The organism is Cumulibacter manganitolerans (assembly GCF_009602465.1).
GTDB lineage: Bacteria > Actinomycetota > Actinomycetes > Mycobacteriales > Antricoccaceae > Cumulibacter > Cumulibacter manganitolerans.
In genome coordinates, this window is sequence record NZ_WBKP01000001.1 from 105880 (window position 1) to 121989 (window position 16110).

The window sequence follows — 16110 nt, forward strand, 5'->3', positions numbered from 1 at the left end:
GCGCCGACGGCTCACGCAGTCGCGTGAGCGCTCAGGTTGCGGGTGTGGCTGCGGCGCAGGTGGTCGCGGCGGCGTACGACGGCCAGCACGCTTCGCTGGACGTCGTCCCACTCGTGCAACACCTGGTTGTAGCTGACCCGCATCACGACGTAGTCCCGCTCGACCAGCAGCCGGTCGCGCCGCCGGTCGCTCTCGTAGGCGAGCTCACCGGTGTGGTGTGCTCTGCTGTCCATCTCCATGACGAACCGGTCTCCGATCATCAAGTCGACGCGGCCCACACCGGCGATTCGTATCTGTGGCCGCACCTTGAGCCTGAGCCGCGCCACCAGGCACGCGCGATCGACTCGCTGCCCGATTCCGCCCGGCCATCGACGCGGTCGAGGAGCCGTCGCACCTTCGCCGGATGGCCGGCCAGCGCGGCCCGGACGTCTTCCTCAGACACGCGTTTCGCATGCAGGATCGAGTCGATGATGGCGACCAGCTCCTCGTCGCTCACGCACCCCGCCGCGGCGCTCAGTGCGATGAGGGTCGGATCGACCGACGACGCCGGGCGTTTGCTGCCCGCCCGACTCCCGCACCGGCGCAATCCGGTGGCCAAGCCGCCGGCGGCAGACCGGCGACCGAAGTCGGTCAGCCGGACGTGCGTGTCGGTCACCCGCGGAGTCCAGTACCCGCGCAAGGCCAGCGCCGAGACGCACGACAGCACGCCGCCGCCCTTCACCGCGGCGAGCGCCGCCGGTGCCGGGGAGTCGCTCGCGAGCCATCCGTGCCGTACCCGGCGGAGCCGGTTCATCGCCACCAGACGGCCGATCTCGTCTCGGTCCACCCCGCATCGGTTGAGCTGCGCCGTACGGACGACACCGAAGCTGTTGGCGATGACGAAGTCGAGGTTCATCCGGGCAGCATCGGCCCGTTGTGTTGCCCGGGCGAGCGGCCGGCGGGCCGCTGTGCATGACTCCCCGCGGCTGTGGACAGCGGTCTGGCTGTCAGGAGACCGACACCTTCCCGCCAAAACGTCACCTCTGCGAGTCACTGTCCATCCGGAATGCCCGAGGGGCCGCCAGGGCGTTCTTTTGAGAAGTCCTCGAGGCTTCGCGCAAGCGGTGGGTTCGGTTGACACGGCCGGTTCGGCCGGCGGCTACGGCTTAGCCGAAGCGGGGCGGTACGCCGAAAGATAAGGAGATCGCCCGATGCCGGGCCGCCCTCCTTAGACCGAGCCTGGGAGGTGCAGGAGTCGCGGGGCCGTCTCCACCGGGCCGCGAGGCGGCCGCGCCTCCTGTGCCTACTTCAGGAGGAGCCATGCCGTTCGAGGTCCCAGCCATCGAGCTGATGAACGACGACATCCGCCGCCGGCACCACGACGCGCTGAAGGGCGCGCGACGGTGGCTGCCCGGCGTACGCCGGTCCAGCACCGAGTACCGCAGCGCGGCAGCCGCCGCCCGCCGGGCGACCGAGACGCTGATCCGCTGACCGCACAGCCCCCGGCTCTGTCACACCGACCTGCGACGATAGGGAGCGTGCCGAGATGGGGATCGCATACGCCGCTGGTCGGACGCGCCGACGAGCTCGCGCACGCGCTCGCCGCGCTCGATGCGGCCGATCGCGGCGAGCCGTCGGCCATCCTGCTCGCCGGTGAGGCCGGCGTCGGCAAGACCCGGCTGCTCACCGAGATCGCGACGACGGCTGCCGACCGCGAGGCGCTCGTGCTGGTCGGCTACTGCGTCGATCTCGGGCTCGGGCTGCCGTACCTGCCGTTTCGCGACGTCCTGCAGACGCTCGCTTCCGACGAGCGGTACGCCGCGCAGGTCGCGGCCCTGCCGCCGCTGGCCCCGCTGGTCGGGCGGGATCCCGCCGCGGGGATCGACCCCCCGGCGCTGTTCGGGTCGTTGCTGGCGCTGCTCGACACCCTCGCCGCCGACCAGACCGTCGTCCTCGTCATCGAGGATCTGCACTGGGCCGACCAGGCCAGCCGCGACCTGTTGCGGTTCCTGCTCGGCCGGCTGCGTCGTCAACGGTTGCTCGTCATCGGCAGCTACCGGTCGGACGACGTGCACCGCACGCACCCGTTGCGGCGTGACCTCGCCGAGCTGGTTCGGCTGCCGGAGGTCGAGCGGCTCGAGATCGGCCGGTTGGACGACGCCGCGATCCGCACCCTCGTGACGGCGCTGTCCGACCGTCCTCCGGACGACGGGTTGATGCAGACGCTGCTGCAGCGTGCCGAAGGCAACGCGTTCTTCGCCGAGGAGCTGGTGGCCAGCTTCGCGGACGAGCAGCCAGCTGCCTCCCCGACCGGCACTTCGCGGACCGGCGCCGCCCCGGCCGATGGCCTGGGTCAGGCAGTGCCTCGCGCCGCGCCGGCCGACGCCCTCGGTCCGGGAGTGCCTCGCGCCGCGACGGTCCGAGCAGGCACGCCTCTTTCCGGCTCGTCGGGCTCCGGCACGCCACGCCGCGGCACGGCGCGAGCCGGTGCCCTCCCGGCGGCGTTGAGCGATCTGCTGCTGACCCGCCTCGAGCGGCTCAGCCCGGCGGCCCAGAAGATCGTGAAGTCGGCCGCGGTCGCGGGCCGTTCCGTCGACTACCGGTTGATTCGCGCGAGCCTGCCCGGCCTCGACGACACCGCCTTCGACGAAGGCCTGCAAGACGTGCTGAGCCATCACGTCATGTACTCCGACGACGGCGAGGTCTACAGCTTCCGGCATGCGCTGCTGCGGGAGGCGGCGTACCGCGACCTGTTGCCCGGCGAGCGGGTGAGGTTGCACGCGCAGTACGCCGCCCAGCTCGCCGGGCTCCGCCCCGGCCCCGCCAGCGCCGCCGACCGCAGCCATCACCTGTACGAGAGCAACAACCTGCTCGGCTCGATGCGGGCCTCGCTGGAGGCGGCCGAGTACGCCGCCCTGTCCGGCGCGCCGCCCGCGCAGCGCAACCACCTCGAGCACGTCCTCGAGCTGTGGCCGTCGGTCGAGGGCGCCGCCGAGGCGCTGGGCGTCGACGAGCTGGCCGTCACCTTCGACGCCGTCAGCGCCGCGCAACGCTCGGGAGACCTGCAGCGCGCGTACTCGTTCGCCACGTCGGCGCTCGAGCAGGCGACTGCGACCGCCGCCCGGGCCCGGATCGCCCGCGCCCACTACACGCTCGCGGAGGTCGGGCTCAGCCTCGACCGCGGCGGCGAGGCGCGGGCGCACACCGAGGAGGCGCTGCGGCTCACCGACGGCGACCGCCGGTCGACGTCCCGGCTCTGGGCGCTCACCATGCACGCCCGCGCGGCGGCGTACGGCGACGACGACGAGGCGGTCGAGGCGGCGTACGCCGAGGGCGTGCAGACGGCGCGCGAGCTCGGCCGTCCGGACATCGAGGCAGAGCTGACGGCGACGGCCCTCGTCGCCGGCCAGGTCACCCGCCAGACGCCAGAGGGACTGCGCGAGCTCGCCCGGGCCCTGGAGCTGGCCCGCGCGGCGCCGCGTCCGGCGACGGAGCAGCGCGTGCTGTTCAACCTCGCGATCGGCAGCTACGAAGGGGGCTTCATCGAACAGGCCTTGCGTTGGGCGCAGGAGCTGCGCGACCTGGCGGCGCGGAGCGGGATCCAGGGCAGCCTCTACTCCACGGCGACCGCGGTCATCGAGGTGCTGTGCCTCTACGCCCTCGGACGGTGGGACGAGGCCCGCGCCGTCACCCTCGACGTGCTGCCCCGCTCCCGAGACAGCAGCCCCTACCTCACCGAGCAGGTCGCCGCCGCCGACGGATATGTCGGCGTCGGCCGGGGCGAGCCGCGCACCGTCGAACGACTGACCGCCTTGATGTCGGCCCTCGACGGGCGGCACTTCACGACGATCCTGCACGCCGGCAGCTCCTTGATCGAGGACGCCGCGTGGCGGGGCGATCCCGACGACGCCCTGCGTTGGCTGCGCGCGACCCGCGGGCCGGTGGTCGGTGAGATCGCGTCCGAGGCGATGGCGCGGCTGGGCGGCGTCGCGCTCGGGGCGGTGGTCGACGCGGCGCTCGCCGACGCCGCCGGAACGCGGTGGCGGGTGGCCGCCGACGAGCTGATCGCGCAGGTGCGCGAGTGCCTCCCCGCCGACGCGCACGGCAAGGCCGACGGTCCGGAGACGGTGGCGTGGATGGCGTTGGCCGAGGCACAGTACGCGCGGCTCGGCGGTGATGCGGCCGACCGGTGGCGGGCGGCGTACGACGCGTTCGGGTACGGCGAACGCTATCGGCAGGCGGTCTGCGGGTGGCGGCTCGCCGAGCAGCTCGCGGCCACCGACCGCCACGAGGCGGCCCGCTGGCTGCGCGCGTCGCTGGACGTCGCCGAGTCGGCCGGAGCGAGCCGGCTGCGCGAGCGGCTGCTCGACCTCGACCGCCGCGCCGCACTCGGCGTCCGCGCCTCGTCGAGCGGTCGCCGCTCCGGCCGTCGCTCGACGTCCAACAGTTCCGGCGGTCGCGCGGCGTCAAGCAGCTCCGGCGGTCGAGCGTCCGACGGTCGGGGCTCGTCCGGCGACGGCGCTCCCGGCAGCCGCGCTCTGGCCGGTGACAGCACCGAGAGCTCCACCGAGCGCCGCTCTCCGTTGACCGCGCGAGAGAGCGACGTGCTTCGGCTGGTGGCCAAGGGATCCACCAACCGGCAGATCGCCACCGACCTGTTCATCAGCCCGAAGACCGCCAGCGTGCACGTCAGCAACATCCTGGCGAAGCTCGGCGCCGCCAGCCGCACGGAGGCCGCCTCGATCGCCCGCGATCGAGGACTGCTGTAGCCCTGCCCGGCGGGCGGGCGCCGACCGTGGCGCGTGAGGTGGACCGGCAACGCCGCGCAGGACGAAGCCGGCGAGCGACGGTGGAGGTCCTCAGTCGGTGGAGCGCTCCCGGCCGATCAGCCTCGACAGCAGCGGCGCCGTGATCAGCACGAGCAGCAGCCGGGCCATCTGTACGGCGAACACGTACGTCGCGTCGGCGTTGGAGTCGGTCGCGATGGCCAGTACCGCCGGCAGTCCACCCGGGGTCGTCGCGAGGTAGGCCGTCAGCGGGTCGATGCCGGTCGCCTGCTCGAGCACCCAGCCCAGCGCCCCGCTGCCGATGACCACCAGCAGGATCATCACCGCCGCGGCCGGCAGCAGCCGCGCGATGGCCCGCAGGCTCGCGCGGGTGAACCGCAGCCCGACCTGCAGGCCCAGGGCGACGAAGCAGACCGCGACCACCGGCTCCGGTACCCGGACGGCGCCCAGCACGCCGCTGATGGCCAGTACCGCCGAGACGATCATCGGCCCGAGCAGGAAGAACGTCGAGATCGGGATCAGCCAGCCGATCAGCGCGCCGATCCCCACGCACAGCGCCGTGTACAGCAGGTCGCTCCACAGCCGGGTGTGCGGCGCGGACGTCGTGGGTCCGGCGTGGGCGTGGAAGAACCACAGCGCGATCGCCGGCAGGGTGACGAGGATGAGCAGCACGCGCAGGTACTGCACGACCGCGACCACGCGGTCGTCGCCGCCGAGCTCGCGGGTGATCGCCGTCAGCGTGGAGGCGCCGCCGGCGATCATCGACAGCACTCCGGTCAGCCGGCCGATGCGCCCGATGCGGGAGAGCAGGAACCCGCAGCCGATGCTCAACGCCAAAGTCGCGGCCGTGACGGCCACGGCCGCCGCCCACCCGGTCGCCAGCCGCTGCAGCGCCGGGAGCGTGATGGTCGCCCCGATCGTCGTGCCGATCACCGCTTGCGACGCGCGGGTCGTCAGCCGCCCGATCTGGGGCGGGTTCTCGAGCCAGAGCGCGACGATGCAGCCGCCCACCAGACCCGCGAAGAGGGTGGGCGACGGGACGCCGAGCACGGCGAGCAACCATCCGGCCACCGCGCCGGCGACGACCGCGACCGCCCACGGCAGCACCGTGCGCCGCGTGAGCCGCCGGTCCCCGGCGACGCGACGGGTCCGCCGGGTCGCGAGATAGCCACGGCGGTCGGAGGTCACCCGGCCAGCATGTCAGGTCGGGGCCTGCCGGCGGGCGAGTGCACCGGCGGCGAGGATCGCGACGGTGACGGTGAGCAGCGCCGAGACGACGACGGCACCCGCCTCACCAGGCAGGAAGTAGTGCAGGGATTGCCCGATCTGCAGGGCGGCGATCGGCAGCCCGAGCTGCGCGGCGGCCAGCGCCGACACCGCCACCGGCTGACCGGCCGCGCGGGTGGCCGCGTGTGCCGCGAGCGCGCCCAGGGCGAGCGCGACCCCGAGCGCGATCATCTCGGGGTGCGCGCCGAGCAGCCGGAGGTCCAGTGACGCGCCCAGCCAGACGAAGAAGATCGGGCCGAGGAACCCCTCGGTCAACGCGAACAGCTGCTTGGCCAGCCGTCGCGGGTTGCCGATGGCCGCGATGCCGAGGCCGAGAACGAAGCCGGCGAGCATGATCGAGACGTGCACGGTGACCGCGAGCGCGCAGAGCGCGAACAAGACCATCGTGGAGATCCGCAGCTCGACGGCGAGCCGGGCGTCCTCGGAGAAGTCGTGCACGCGGCGGCGTACGCCGACTCGGTCCAGGCGCCACAGGACCGCCGCGACGACCGCACCGGAGGCGACGACGGCGAGCGCGCCGAGCGCGGCACGCGCCACGTGCTCGCGATCGATCGCCATCGGGAGCGCGATGATGCACAGCGCGTCCGCGAGCGCCAGCTGCGGGATCAGCTGCGTCATGTCCCGGCCGGTGAGCCCGAGCGCCGCCGTCACCGGCAGCGCCAGCGCGGCGGACGACGACGCCATCAGGACGGCGTACAACGGCCAGTGCGGGTTGTGGAATACCGCCGCGATGCCCACGGCCAGGCCGACGGCGATCACCGCGACCAGCGCGACGCGCAGCACCGCGCGCGGCAGCGCCCCCACCACGGCCCCCTTGCGCAGCGGTACGTGGCTCCCGGCGACGAACATGACCAGCGCGAACCCCATCTCGGCCAGGAAGCTCAGCATCGGCTCGCTCGGGTCGACGACGCCGAAGCCGGTGCGGCCGAGCAGGACGCCCGCGGTGAGCTCGCCGAAGACGACCGGGATCCGCCACGAGCGTTTCGCCGCCAGCAACGGACCGAGCAGGCCCGCGGCGATCACGATCGCGAGGATGCGCAGCTCCATGAACGCTGAGGCTACGACGCCCCACGCCGGGGGTCGACGCCGGTGAGGTTCTGCGGGGCTGCGGGTGACGGTAACGGCGGATTATCGTCACTGGCTGCCCCGCAGAAGGATGACCGCTTACGCGCTGACCGGCCGCGGCCGGCGACGCTGGAGCGCTCCGGCTACTGCTGCCAGGCCGGCTTGCGCTTCTCACGGAACGCGAGCATGCCCTCGCGCGCCTCTTCGGAGCCGAACAGGCTCTCGGAGAGCTCCACCATCGCCGCACCGTGCTCGTCCAGGTGCGCGACGAGCTCGCGGCCCAGCAGCTCCTTGGTCTTGGCCAGCCCCTGCGGGGAGGCCTGCAGCAGTCCGTCGAGGGTCTCGCGCAGGACGGCGTCCAGCTGGTCGGCGGGTACCGCCCTGCTCACCAGCCCGGACCGCTCGGCGTCCGCGCCGCTGAACGTCTCGCCGGTGAGGTACCAGCGGCTGGCGAGGCGCTTGTCCATGACCGGCAGCGTGGTGAGGGAGATGATGGCCGGCGTCAGGCCGAGCCGGGCCTCGGTGAACGCGAACGTCTGGTCGTCGGCGACGATCGCGATGTCAGCCGCGCCGACGATGCCGAGGCCGCCGGCGCGCACCGGACCGCGGGCCAGCACGATCACCGGCTTCGGGGTCGAGGCGATGGTGCGCAGCATCTCGATCATCTGGCTGCCGCTGTTCATGCCGCCGGTGGACGCCGCCTTCAGGTCGGCGCCGGCGCAGAACACCTTGCCCGCGTGCGTCAGCACGATGGCGCGGACGGCGGGGTCCTCCGCGCAGCTGCGCAGGTGCGCGATGAGCTCGGACATGAGCTGCACCGAGAGGGCGTTGCGGTTCTCCTGGGAGTCCAGGGTGATGGTCCCGATGCCATCGGCGACGTCCAGGTGCACCAGTTCGGTCATGTCGGCTCTCCTTCGGGGCGGTGCTCGGTACGGTATCGGCTCACTAGCCGCGAGCCGCTCGCCAGGATAAGTTGATGCCTGTGTCACGTCTAGGGAAGGACTCGGGATGGCCGACATCGAGGCATTGATCGCGGACCTCCGCGCCGAGCAGGAGGGCGTGGACGCCGTCCTCGCCCAGATCACCGACGACCAGTGGGCGACCGACACGCCCGCCGAGGGCTGGGCGGTGCGCGACCAGGTGGCCCACCTGGCGTACTTCGACGGCGCGGTCACGCAGGCGATCACCGACCCGGAGGCATTCCGCGCCACGCTGCCGGGACGCGCCGAGGACCCGGACTTCGTGAACACCGTCGCGAAGGCGCTCGTGGCGCTGCCGCCGGCCGAGCTCTGGGCGCGCTGGAAGTCCGGCCGCGAGCCGATGTACGCCGCGATGCGGGACGCCGACCCCAAGGCCCGCTACCCCTGGTACGGGCCGCCGATGTCGGTCGCCTCCGCCTGCACGGCACGCATCATGGAGACCTGGGCGCACGGCCAGGACATCGCCGACGGCCTCGGCATCACCCGCGAGCCCACCGACCGCGTCGCGCACGTCGTCTTCATCGGCTACAAGGCCCGGCCGTTCGCCTACGCCAACCGCGGGCTGGACCTGCCCGACGGCGACGTCCGCCTCGAGGTCACGCTGCCCTCCGGCGACCCGTTCGTCATCGGCCGGTCCGACACCGACGTCATCCGGGGGACGGCGTACGACATGGCGCTGCTGGTCACGCAGCGGCGGCACCGCGCCGACACCTCGCTCGTGGCCGAAGGGCCACTGGCCGAGGAGTTCCTGGACGTGGCGCAGGCCTTCGCCGGACCACCCGGGGGCGGCCGCGAGCCCGGTCAGTTCCCGCGCGCCTGAGGGACGCCCGCGCGCAGACCCCAAGGTCACGATTCGGACGCGCCGCATCCATAGCGTGGACGCCGCCTCGCGGCGCGGTGCAAGGTTCGAGGAATGACCGAACAGACCCCCGGCACCCGCGAGGCGTCGTCGAGTATCACCCGCACCAAGGACGTCGACACCGTCATCCACCAGAACGACGACACCGCCGAGGGTGAGCACGGCGGACTGCGCAAGCACCTGACCGCGCGCGACCTGATCGGATTCGGTGTCGGCATCGTCATCGGCACCGGCATCTTCACCCTCACGGGAACCAGCGCGCGCAACTTCGCCGGCCCCGGGGTCGTCATCAGCTTCCTGCTCGCCGGCGTGGTGAGCCTGCTCGCGGCGCTCTGCTACGCCGAGCTCGCCGCCGCCGTGCCGACCGCCGGGTCGTCGTACACCTACGCGTACACGACGATCGGGGAGATCTTCGCGTGGGTCATCGCCTGGGATCTCATCCTGGAGTTCGCGCTCGGCGCCGCGGTGGTCTCGCGCGGCTGGTCGGGGTACCTGCAGGAGGCGTTCGGCCTGCCCACGTCGCTCTTCGGCGAGGGCTCCGTGGTCAACCTCGGTGCGGTGGCGATCGCGCTGGTCCTCGGCATCGTGGCGGCCGTGGGCATTCGCGAGTCGAAGCTGGTGACCAACCTGCTGGTGGTGATCAAGGTGGCGGTGTGCATCTTCGTGATCGCGGTCGGCGCGTTCTTCATCAAGGCGGCCAACTACTCGCCGTTCGTCCCGCCATCGCGGCCGATGAGCTCCGAGCTCGCGGCCACCGGCCTCAAGCAGCCGCTGTGGCAGTTCCTCACCGGGGCCGATCCCACGGCGTTCGGGCTGACCGGCATCTTCGTCGCCGCCGGCATCGTGTTCTTCGCGTACAGCGGCTTCGAGGCGGTCGCCAACCTCGGCGAGGAGACGAAGGAGCCGGCCAAGGACATGCCGAAGGGACTCATCGGGACCCTCGTCCTGTGCACCGTGCTGTACGTCGGCGTCTGCCTGGTGCTGACCGGCATGGTGAAGTACACCGGCCTGTCCGAGGGGGCGCCGATCTCCGACGCCTTCAAGCAGGTGGGGCTGGGCTGGGCCGGCATCCTCATCGGCATCGCCGCGGTCGCCGGGCTGTCGTCGGTGATCCTGGTCGACATCGTCGCGATGGGCCGCATCGGCTTCGCGCTGTGCCGCGACGGGCTGCTCCCGGCGTCCGTCGGCAAGGTCTCGCCGCGCTTTCGGACCCCGATGCGGATCACCTTGGGCACCACGGCCGTCGTCTGCCTGCTGGGCGCGTTCATTCCGCTGACGGCGCTGGCCGAGATGGTCAGCATCGGCACGCTCTTCGCGTTCCTCGTCGTCTCCATCGCGGTCGCGGTGCTGCGGCGGACCAAGCCGAAGATGCACCGCCCGTTCCGTACGCCGTTCGTCCCGGTGCTGCCGATCATCTCCGGCCTCGCCTGCCTGGTGCTGATGGCGAGTCTCGCCGTCGAGACCTGGCTGCGCTTCCTCGTGTGGCTGGCGCTCGGGCTGATCATCTACTTCGGATACGGCCGCAAGCACTCCCGGCTCGCCCCGGGCAACCTGGTCGCGACCGGGTACGGCCGGCGCGTGGACCGGCCGGATCCCGACCCGGAACCGGTCTAGACCGCCGCACCGGCACCGGCACCGGCACCGGCACCGGAACCGAGAGCGATAGCGGCACGGGCACCGGAACCGAGAGCGGCAGCGGCAGAACCGGCACCGGCAGCGGCCGGGCGCCGGCGGCCCACGAAAACGTCGCCCAGGAGGCGCCTTGACCACCCCGGGTGGACAGCGGACCTGCAGGGCGACGTCCTCCGGACGACCGAGCGCCTCGTGCTACCCCAGGAGGTCCTGGGGGATGTCCAGGTGGCGCGCGCGGAGGAACTCGCCGAGGCCCTTGGCCTGGGCATCGAACCGCAACGACGACGACACGCCGTCGCCCAGGAAGCCCTCGATGACGAAGTTGACCGCCTGCAGGTTCGGCAGCGGGTACCGGCGGACGGCGAGGTCGTCGATGCCCGGCAGCAGCTCGCGCAGCCGGGGCGTCGTGAGCGTGGCCTCGAGGAACGCGTAGGCCTCCGGCGTGCGTGCCCACACGCCGACGTTGGCGTGACCGCCCTTGTCGCCCGACCGGGCGCCGAACAGCCGCCCGAGCGGCACGCGGGTCGTCGCTCCGCCGGTCGGCGGCGCGGACGCCGCTCCCTCGTCGTACGACGGCGCATCCAGCGAGCCGGCGAGATCAAGCCCGGTCTCGCGGACCTCCACCGCGTCGTCACCGACGTACGCCGTCGCCGTCACCTCGCCGACGTCCACCATGGCGGGGATGTAGGTCTCGTACGCCGTGGCGCCGCCGGGCGGCGAGGTGGCGTACAGCCCGGGGTACGTCGACAGCCCGGTCTGGATGACCGCGCCGGAGAACGCGCGACCGACGAGCTTCTCGTTCGAGTCCGCGACCGCGATCCGCAGCAGGGTGGTCGCGGCGCCGAAGGTCTGCGGGTCCTCGGCGTTGCGGCCGAGCAGGTCGACCTCGACCCGCTCGAAGGCGTCGCGGCCGCCGGGGATCATGTTCCAGATCGTCTTCTCGGCGATGGCGGCCTTGCCCTCGGGGTCCTCGCCGGTCAGGCACAGCAGCATCTGGTTGCGGTAGCCGCCCTCGACGGCCATCGAGACCTTCAGCCCGGACGGCGGACGCTCGCCGCGCACCCCGGAGATCTCGACGCGGTCGGGCGCCTCCTGGGTGAGGGTGATGCTGTCCAGCCGCGCGGTCGCGTCCGGGTTGGCGTACTGCGGGCCGCCGACCTCGTACAGCAGCTGCGCCTTGACGGTGTCGACCGACACCAGGCCGCCGGTGCCGGGATGCTTGGTGATCACCGACGAGCCGTCTCGGCGGATCTCGGCGATGGGGAAGCCGATGCGCTCGATCCCCGGGACCTCGTCGTAGAAGGAGAAGTTGCCGCCCGTGGCCTGCCCGCCGCACTCGATGACGTGACCGGCGACGATCGCGCCGGCGATCTCGTCGAAGCTGTCGCGTTGCCAGCCGAACGCCCACGCCGCGGGCCCGACGACCACGGCGGCGTCGGTCACCCGACCGGTCACGACGACGTCCGCGCCGCGCTCCAGGCACGAGGCGATCGACCAGCCGCCGAGGTAGGCGTTGGCGGCCAGCGGACGCCGGCCGGCGAGGTCGACGACGTCGCCCCCGTCGAGGTTGGTCAGCGCTCCGCGCTCGATGAGGTCGGGCACCCGGTCGAGGATGTCGTCGCCGGTCACATAGCCGACGGACGCCGTCAGCCCGAGCCGTTCGGCGACGGCCGTGATCGCGTCGGCGGCGCCGCGGGGGTTGAGGCCGCCGGCGTTGGAGACGATCTTGATGCCCTTGTCGAGGCAGGTGCCGAGCACCTGCTCGACCTGCGTGACGAAGGTGCCGGCGAAGCCGGCGGCCGGGTTCTTCGCGAGCTGCCGGCGCAGGATGATCATCGTGAGCTCGGCGAGCCAGTCGCCGGTCAGCACGTCGATGTCGCCGCCCTCGACCATCTCCTTGGCGGCCGACAGGCGGTCGCCGAAGAAGCCGCTGCAGTTGGCGACCCGCAACACCTCGGTCATGATTCCTCCACGACGATCAGCGGCGCCTGGTAGTCGACCGTGTCGCCGACGCCGACGAGGACCTGCTTGACGACGCCGGCGCCGCCGGCGGCGAGCTTGTGCTCCATCTTCATCGCCTCGAGGACGATCAGCGTCTGGTCGGCCTTCACCGCGTCGCCCTCGGCGACCTCGATCGAGACGACCAGCCCGGGCAGCGGCGCCTCGATGCTGCCGGCGACGCCGTCCACCTCGTCCACGGCCGCCAGGTCCACCGGGTGCAGGGCGATGACGCCGTGCGGCGACCGGACGAGGGTCGGGTCGCCCGGGGTCACGGTGAACGCATGCCGCATCCCGTCGACCTCGAGCGCGAGGTGGTCACCCTCGCGGCGCGCGACCCGCACCGCAACCGGCTCGCCGTCCGTGGCCAGCAGCCAGCCGCCGTCGCGCTGCGGGGTCAGCTCGACCGTCACCTCGCCGCCGGCGTACGAGTACGCCGTCGGGATGGGCGCGCTGCGCAGGTTGCGGAAGCCGACCGGTGCGAAGGCCTGCACGGTGGGTGAGGTGGGCGCGGCGAGCAGGTCGGCGAGGCTGGCCGCGAGCGCCGCGCGGCGCACGTCCTCCTCGTCGGCGGCAACGCCGACCAGCTCGGGACGGCGATCGAGGAAGTCGGTCCCCACCGACGACTCGGCGAACTCGGGGTCGTCGAGGATGGCCAGCAGCTGCGGGATGTTGGTGCTGATGCCGGTCACCTCGACCGCGCGCAACGCCTTTGCCAGCAGCGCGATCGCGGCGTCCCGGTCGACGCCGTGCGCCACCGCCTTGGCGATCATCGAGTCGAAGCGGACACTGACCTCGCTGCCGGAGCGGACGCCGATCTCCCAGCGCACGCCGGGCACGTCCGGCGCGGACCAGTGCGGGATCCGGCCGGGGGAGGGCAGATAGCCGCGGGCCGGATCCTCGGCGTAGATGCGCGCCTCGATCGCGTGCCCGTCGAACGGGACGTCGCCGAACAGCCGCTCGGGCAGCGGCTCGCCCTCGGCGATCCGGATCTGCTGCTCGACCAGGTCGATGCCGACCACCTCCTCGGTGACGGCGTGCTCGACCTGCAGGCGGGTGTTCATCTCGAGGAACGCGAAGCCGTGGTCGAACGCGAGGAACTCGACGGTTCCCGCACCGACGTACCCGATCTGCTTGGCCAGCGCGACGGCCGCCTGGCAGATCTGCTCGGCGAGCTCGGGCGAGGTGGTGCGCGGTGCGGGTGCCTCCTCGATGATCTTCTGGTGGCGGCGCTGCACCGAGCAGTCGCGGGTGCCGAGGTGGACGACGTCGCCCTCCAGGTCACCGAGCACCTGCACCTCGATGTGCCGCGGGCCCTCCAGGTAGCGCTCGACGAACAGCGTGCCGTCGCCGAACGCCGACTCCGCGCCGCGGCGCGCCGTCTCGAGGGCGCGGGTGAGGCCGTCGGTCGAGTCGAGCCGGACCATGCCCTTGCCGCCGCCGCCGGCGGACGGCTTGACCAGCAGCGGGGTGGGCAGTGCCTCGATCTGCGCGATCGCCGCCGCGACGTCGTCGCCGACGGTGACGCTGTCGAGCACCGGGACCCCGGCCTCGGCCGCGATCTCCTTGGCGCCGATCTTGCCGCCCATCGCCTCGATGGCCGCGGGCGTCGGGCCGATCCAGGTGAGGCCGGCGTCGATCACCGCCTGGGCGAAGGCCGCGTTCTCGGCGAGGAACCCGTAGCCGGGGTGGACGGCGTCCGCGCCGGTGCGGCGGCACGCGGCGATGATCGCCTCGATCGACAGGTAGGGCGACGACCTCGAGTCGTCGCCGAGCGCGACCGCGAGGTCGACGTCGTCCAGGTACCGCGAGTCGGCGTCGCTGGAGGAGTACACCCCGACGGTGCGGATGCCCAGCCGGGCCGCGGTGCGCGCCACGCGGGAGACGATCTCGCCGCGGTTGGCGACGAGGATGCAGGAGATACGGGTCATCGTGGCCTCACATCCGGAACGCGGCGTAGCCGCGCTCAGCGTCGGTCGGGTTGCCGCGGGCCGCGGACATCGCGATCCCGAGCACGGTGCGGGTGTCGCGCGGGTCGATGATCCCGTCGTCCCACAGCTGGCCGGTGGCGTACAGCGCGGTGGACTCCTTGTCGATCTGCGCCTCGACGACGGCGCGGGCCTTGGCCTCGGCGTCCTCGTCGACCGGCCTGCCGGAGGCCTTGGCGGCGTTCTGCCGGACGATCGACAGCACGCCGGCGAGCTGCTTGCCGCCCATCACGGCGATCTTGTGGGTCGGCCAGGAGAACACGAACCGCGGGTCGTACGCGCGCCCGCTCATCGCGTAGTTGCCGGCGCCGTAGGAGTTGCCGACCATCAGCGAGAAGTGCGGCACCGAGGAGTTCGAGACCGCGTTGATCAGCTTCGAGCCGTCCTTGATGATGCCGCCCTGCTCGTAGCGGGTGCCCACCATGAAGCCGGTGATGTTGTGGATGAACAGCAGCGGGATCGACTGCTGGTTGCACAGCTGGATGAAGTGCGCGCCCTTCTGCGACTCCTCGCTGAACAGGATCCCGTTGTTGCCCAAGATGCCGATGTCGCGGCCGTGCAGGCGCGCCCACCCGCAGACGAGGTTGCCGCCGTACAGCGGCTTGAACTCCTCGAACTCCGAGCCGTCGACGGTCCGGGCGATCACCTCGCGGATGTCGTACGGCGTCCGCGGGTCGACCGACGGGACGCCGAGCAGCTCCTCGGCGTCGTACACCGGGTCCGGGCCGGTCAGGCCGTCGGGCGCCGGGCGCGACATGCGCAGGTGGCGCATGATCTGCCGGCCCAGCGCGATCGCCTCGTGCTCGTCGCGGGCGAGGTAGTCCGCGCTGCCGGACTGCCGGGCGTGCATCTCGGCGCCGCCGAGGGTCTCCTCGTCGGCGTCCTCGTTGGTCGCCATCTTGACCAGCGGGGGGCCGCCGAGGAACACCTGGGCGCCGCCCTTGACGAACACCGTGTAGTCGCTCATCCCGGGGACGTAGGCGCCGCCGGCGGTGGACGAGCCGAACACGAGCGCGATCGTCGGGACGCCGTTCTTGGACAGCCGGCTGATCTCCTTGAAGGAGGCGCCGCCCGGCACGAAGATCTGCGACTGGAACGGCAGGTCGGCGCCGCCGGACTCGGTGAGGTTGATCAGCGGGAGCTTGTTGCGCCGCGCGACCTCGTAGCCCCGCAGCCCCTTGGCGACGCTCACCGGCGACTGGGAGCCGCCGCGGATGGTGGGGTCGTTGGCCATGATGAGGCACTCGGTGCCCTCCACGACGCCGACGGCCGTGACGACGCCGCCGCCGAGCGGGTGCTCGGTGCCGTAGCCGGCCAGCGGCGACAGCTCCAGCAGCGCCGAGCCGCGGTCGACGAGCAGCTCCACGCGCTCGCGGGCGAGCAGCTTGCCGCGCTGGCGGTGCCGAGCGACGTATTTCTCACCTCCGCCGGCCAGAACCTTCGTATTCTCGGCGTTGATCTCGCCTAGCATGTCCAGCATCGCTTCGCGGTTCGCTGTGTACTCGCGGGATCTGGTGTCGAGCCGTGAATGGATC

At 72.4% G+C, this 16110-nt stretch carries 12 protein-coding genes; 4 read left to right on the forward strand and 8 right to left on the reverse strand.

Annotated elements, in window-relative coordinates; translation table 11 throughout:
* Positions 1-11: 11 nt before the first annotated feature.
* Complete coding sequence (locus F8A92_RS00505; protein ID WP_194291297.1) at positions 12-260, reverse strand: DUF559 domain-containing protein; 249 nt, start codon at positions 258-260, stop codon at positions 12-14.
* Positions 260-895 (reverse strand): type IV toxin-antitoxin system AbiEi family antitoxin domain-containing protein, encoded by a 636-nt coding sequence (locus F8A92_RS00510; protein ID WP_153502627.1) that lies wholly within the window; start codon positions 893-895, stop codon positions 260-262. The genes F8A92_RS00505 and F8A92_RS00510 overlap by 1 nt, the downstream gene beginning before the upstream one ends.
* 404 nt (positions 896-1299) lie before the next feature.
* Between F8A92_RS00510 and F8A92_RS18510 the strand changes: the two genes are divergently transcribed.
* On the forward strand, positions 1300-1470 hold the full coding sequence (locus F8A92_RS18510) for a hypothetical protein (protein WP_194291298.1): 171 nt from the start codon (positions 1300-1302) through the stop codon (positions 1468-1470).
* Between the two features lie 47 nt (positions 1471-1517).
* Complete coding sequence (locus F8A92_RS00515; RefSeq protein WP_194291299.1) at positions 1518-4748, forward strand: helix-turn-helix transcriptional regulator; 3231 nt, start codon at positions 1518-1520, stop codon at positions 4746-4748.
* A 90-nt stretch (positions 4749-4838) separates the two neighbouring features.
* Here the strand turns inward: F8A92_RS00515 and F8A92_RS00520 are convergent, their stop codons facing one another.
* The 3 genes from F8A92_RS00520 to F8A92_RS00530 form a co-directional block, all read right to left on the reverse strand.
* Positions 4839-5954: an AbrB family transcriptional regulator gene (locus tag F8A92_RS00520; protein WP_153502629.1), complete on the reverse strand. Its 1116-nt coding sequence runs from the start codon at positions 5952-5954 to the stop codon at positions 4839-4841.
* Positions 5955-5966: 12 nt separating this feature from the next.
* Positions 5967-7100 (reverse strand): cation:proton antiporter, encoded by a 1134-nt coding sequence (locus F8A92_RS00525; RefSeq protein WP_153502630.1) that lies wholly within the window; start codon positions 7098-7100, stop codon positions 5967-5969.
* Positions 7101-7261: 161 nt separating this feature from the next.
* Positions 7262-8020 (reverse strand): enoyl-CoA hydratase family protein, encoded by a 759-nt coding sequence (locus F8A92_RS00530; protein WP_153502631.1) that lies wholly within the window; start codon positions 8018-8020, stop codon positions 7262-7264.
* A 106-nt stretch (positions 8021-8126) separates the two neighbouring features.
* Here F8A92_RS00530 and F8A92_RS00535 point away from each other — a divergent pair, with 106 nt between their 5' ends.
* On the forward strand, positions 8127-8918 hold the full coding sequence (locus F8A92_RS00535) for a TIGR03084 family metal-binding protein (protein WP_153502632.1): 792 nt from the start codon (positions 8127-8129) through the stop codon (positions 8916-8918).
* A gap of 93 nt (positions 8919-9011) precedes the next feature.
* On the forward strand, positions 9012-10571 hold the full coding sequence (locus tag F8A92_RS00540; RefSeq protein WP_153502633.1) for an APC family permease: 1560 nt from the start codon (positions 9012-9014) through the stop codon (positions 10569-10571).
* 213 nt (positions 10572-10784) lie between these two features.
* On the opposite strand, the gene F8A92_RS00545 is transcribed toward F8A92_RS00540, so the two are convergent.
* The 3 genes from F8A92_RS00545 to F8A92_RS00555 are packed head-to-tail and all read right to left on the reverse strand — an operon-like array spanning position 10785 to position 16055.
* Complete coding sequence (locus tag F8A92_RS00545; RefSeq protein ID WP_153502634.1) at positions 10785-12551, reverse strand: acyclic terpene utilization AtuA family protein; 1767 nt, start codon at positions 12549-12551, stop codon at positions 10785-10787.
* On the reverse strand, positions 12548-14518 hold the full coding sequence (locus tag F8A92_RS00550) for an ATP-binding protein (protein ID WP_153502635.1): 1971 nt from the start codon (positions 14516-14518) through the stop codon (positions 12548-12550). Before F8A92_RS00550 ends, F8A92_RS00545 begins: the two co-directional genes overlap by 4 nt.
* 7 nt (positions 14519-14525) lie before the next feature.
* On the reverse strand, positions 14526-16055 hold the full coding sequence (locus F8A92_RS00555; RefSeq protein ID WP_228389082.1) for an acyl-CoA carboxylase subunit beta: 1530 nt from the start codon (positions 16053-16055) through the stop codon (positions 14526-14528).
* Positions 16056-16110 lie beyond the last annotated feature (55 nt).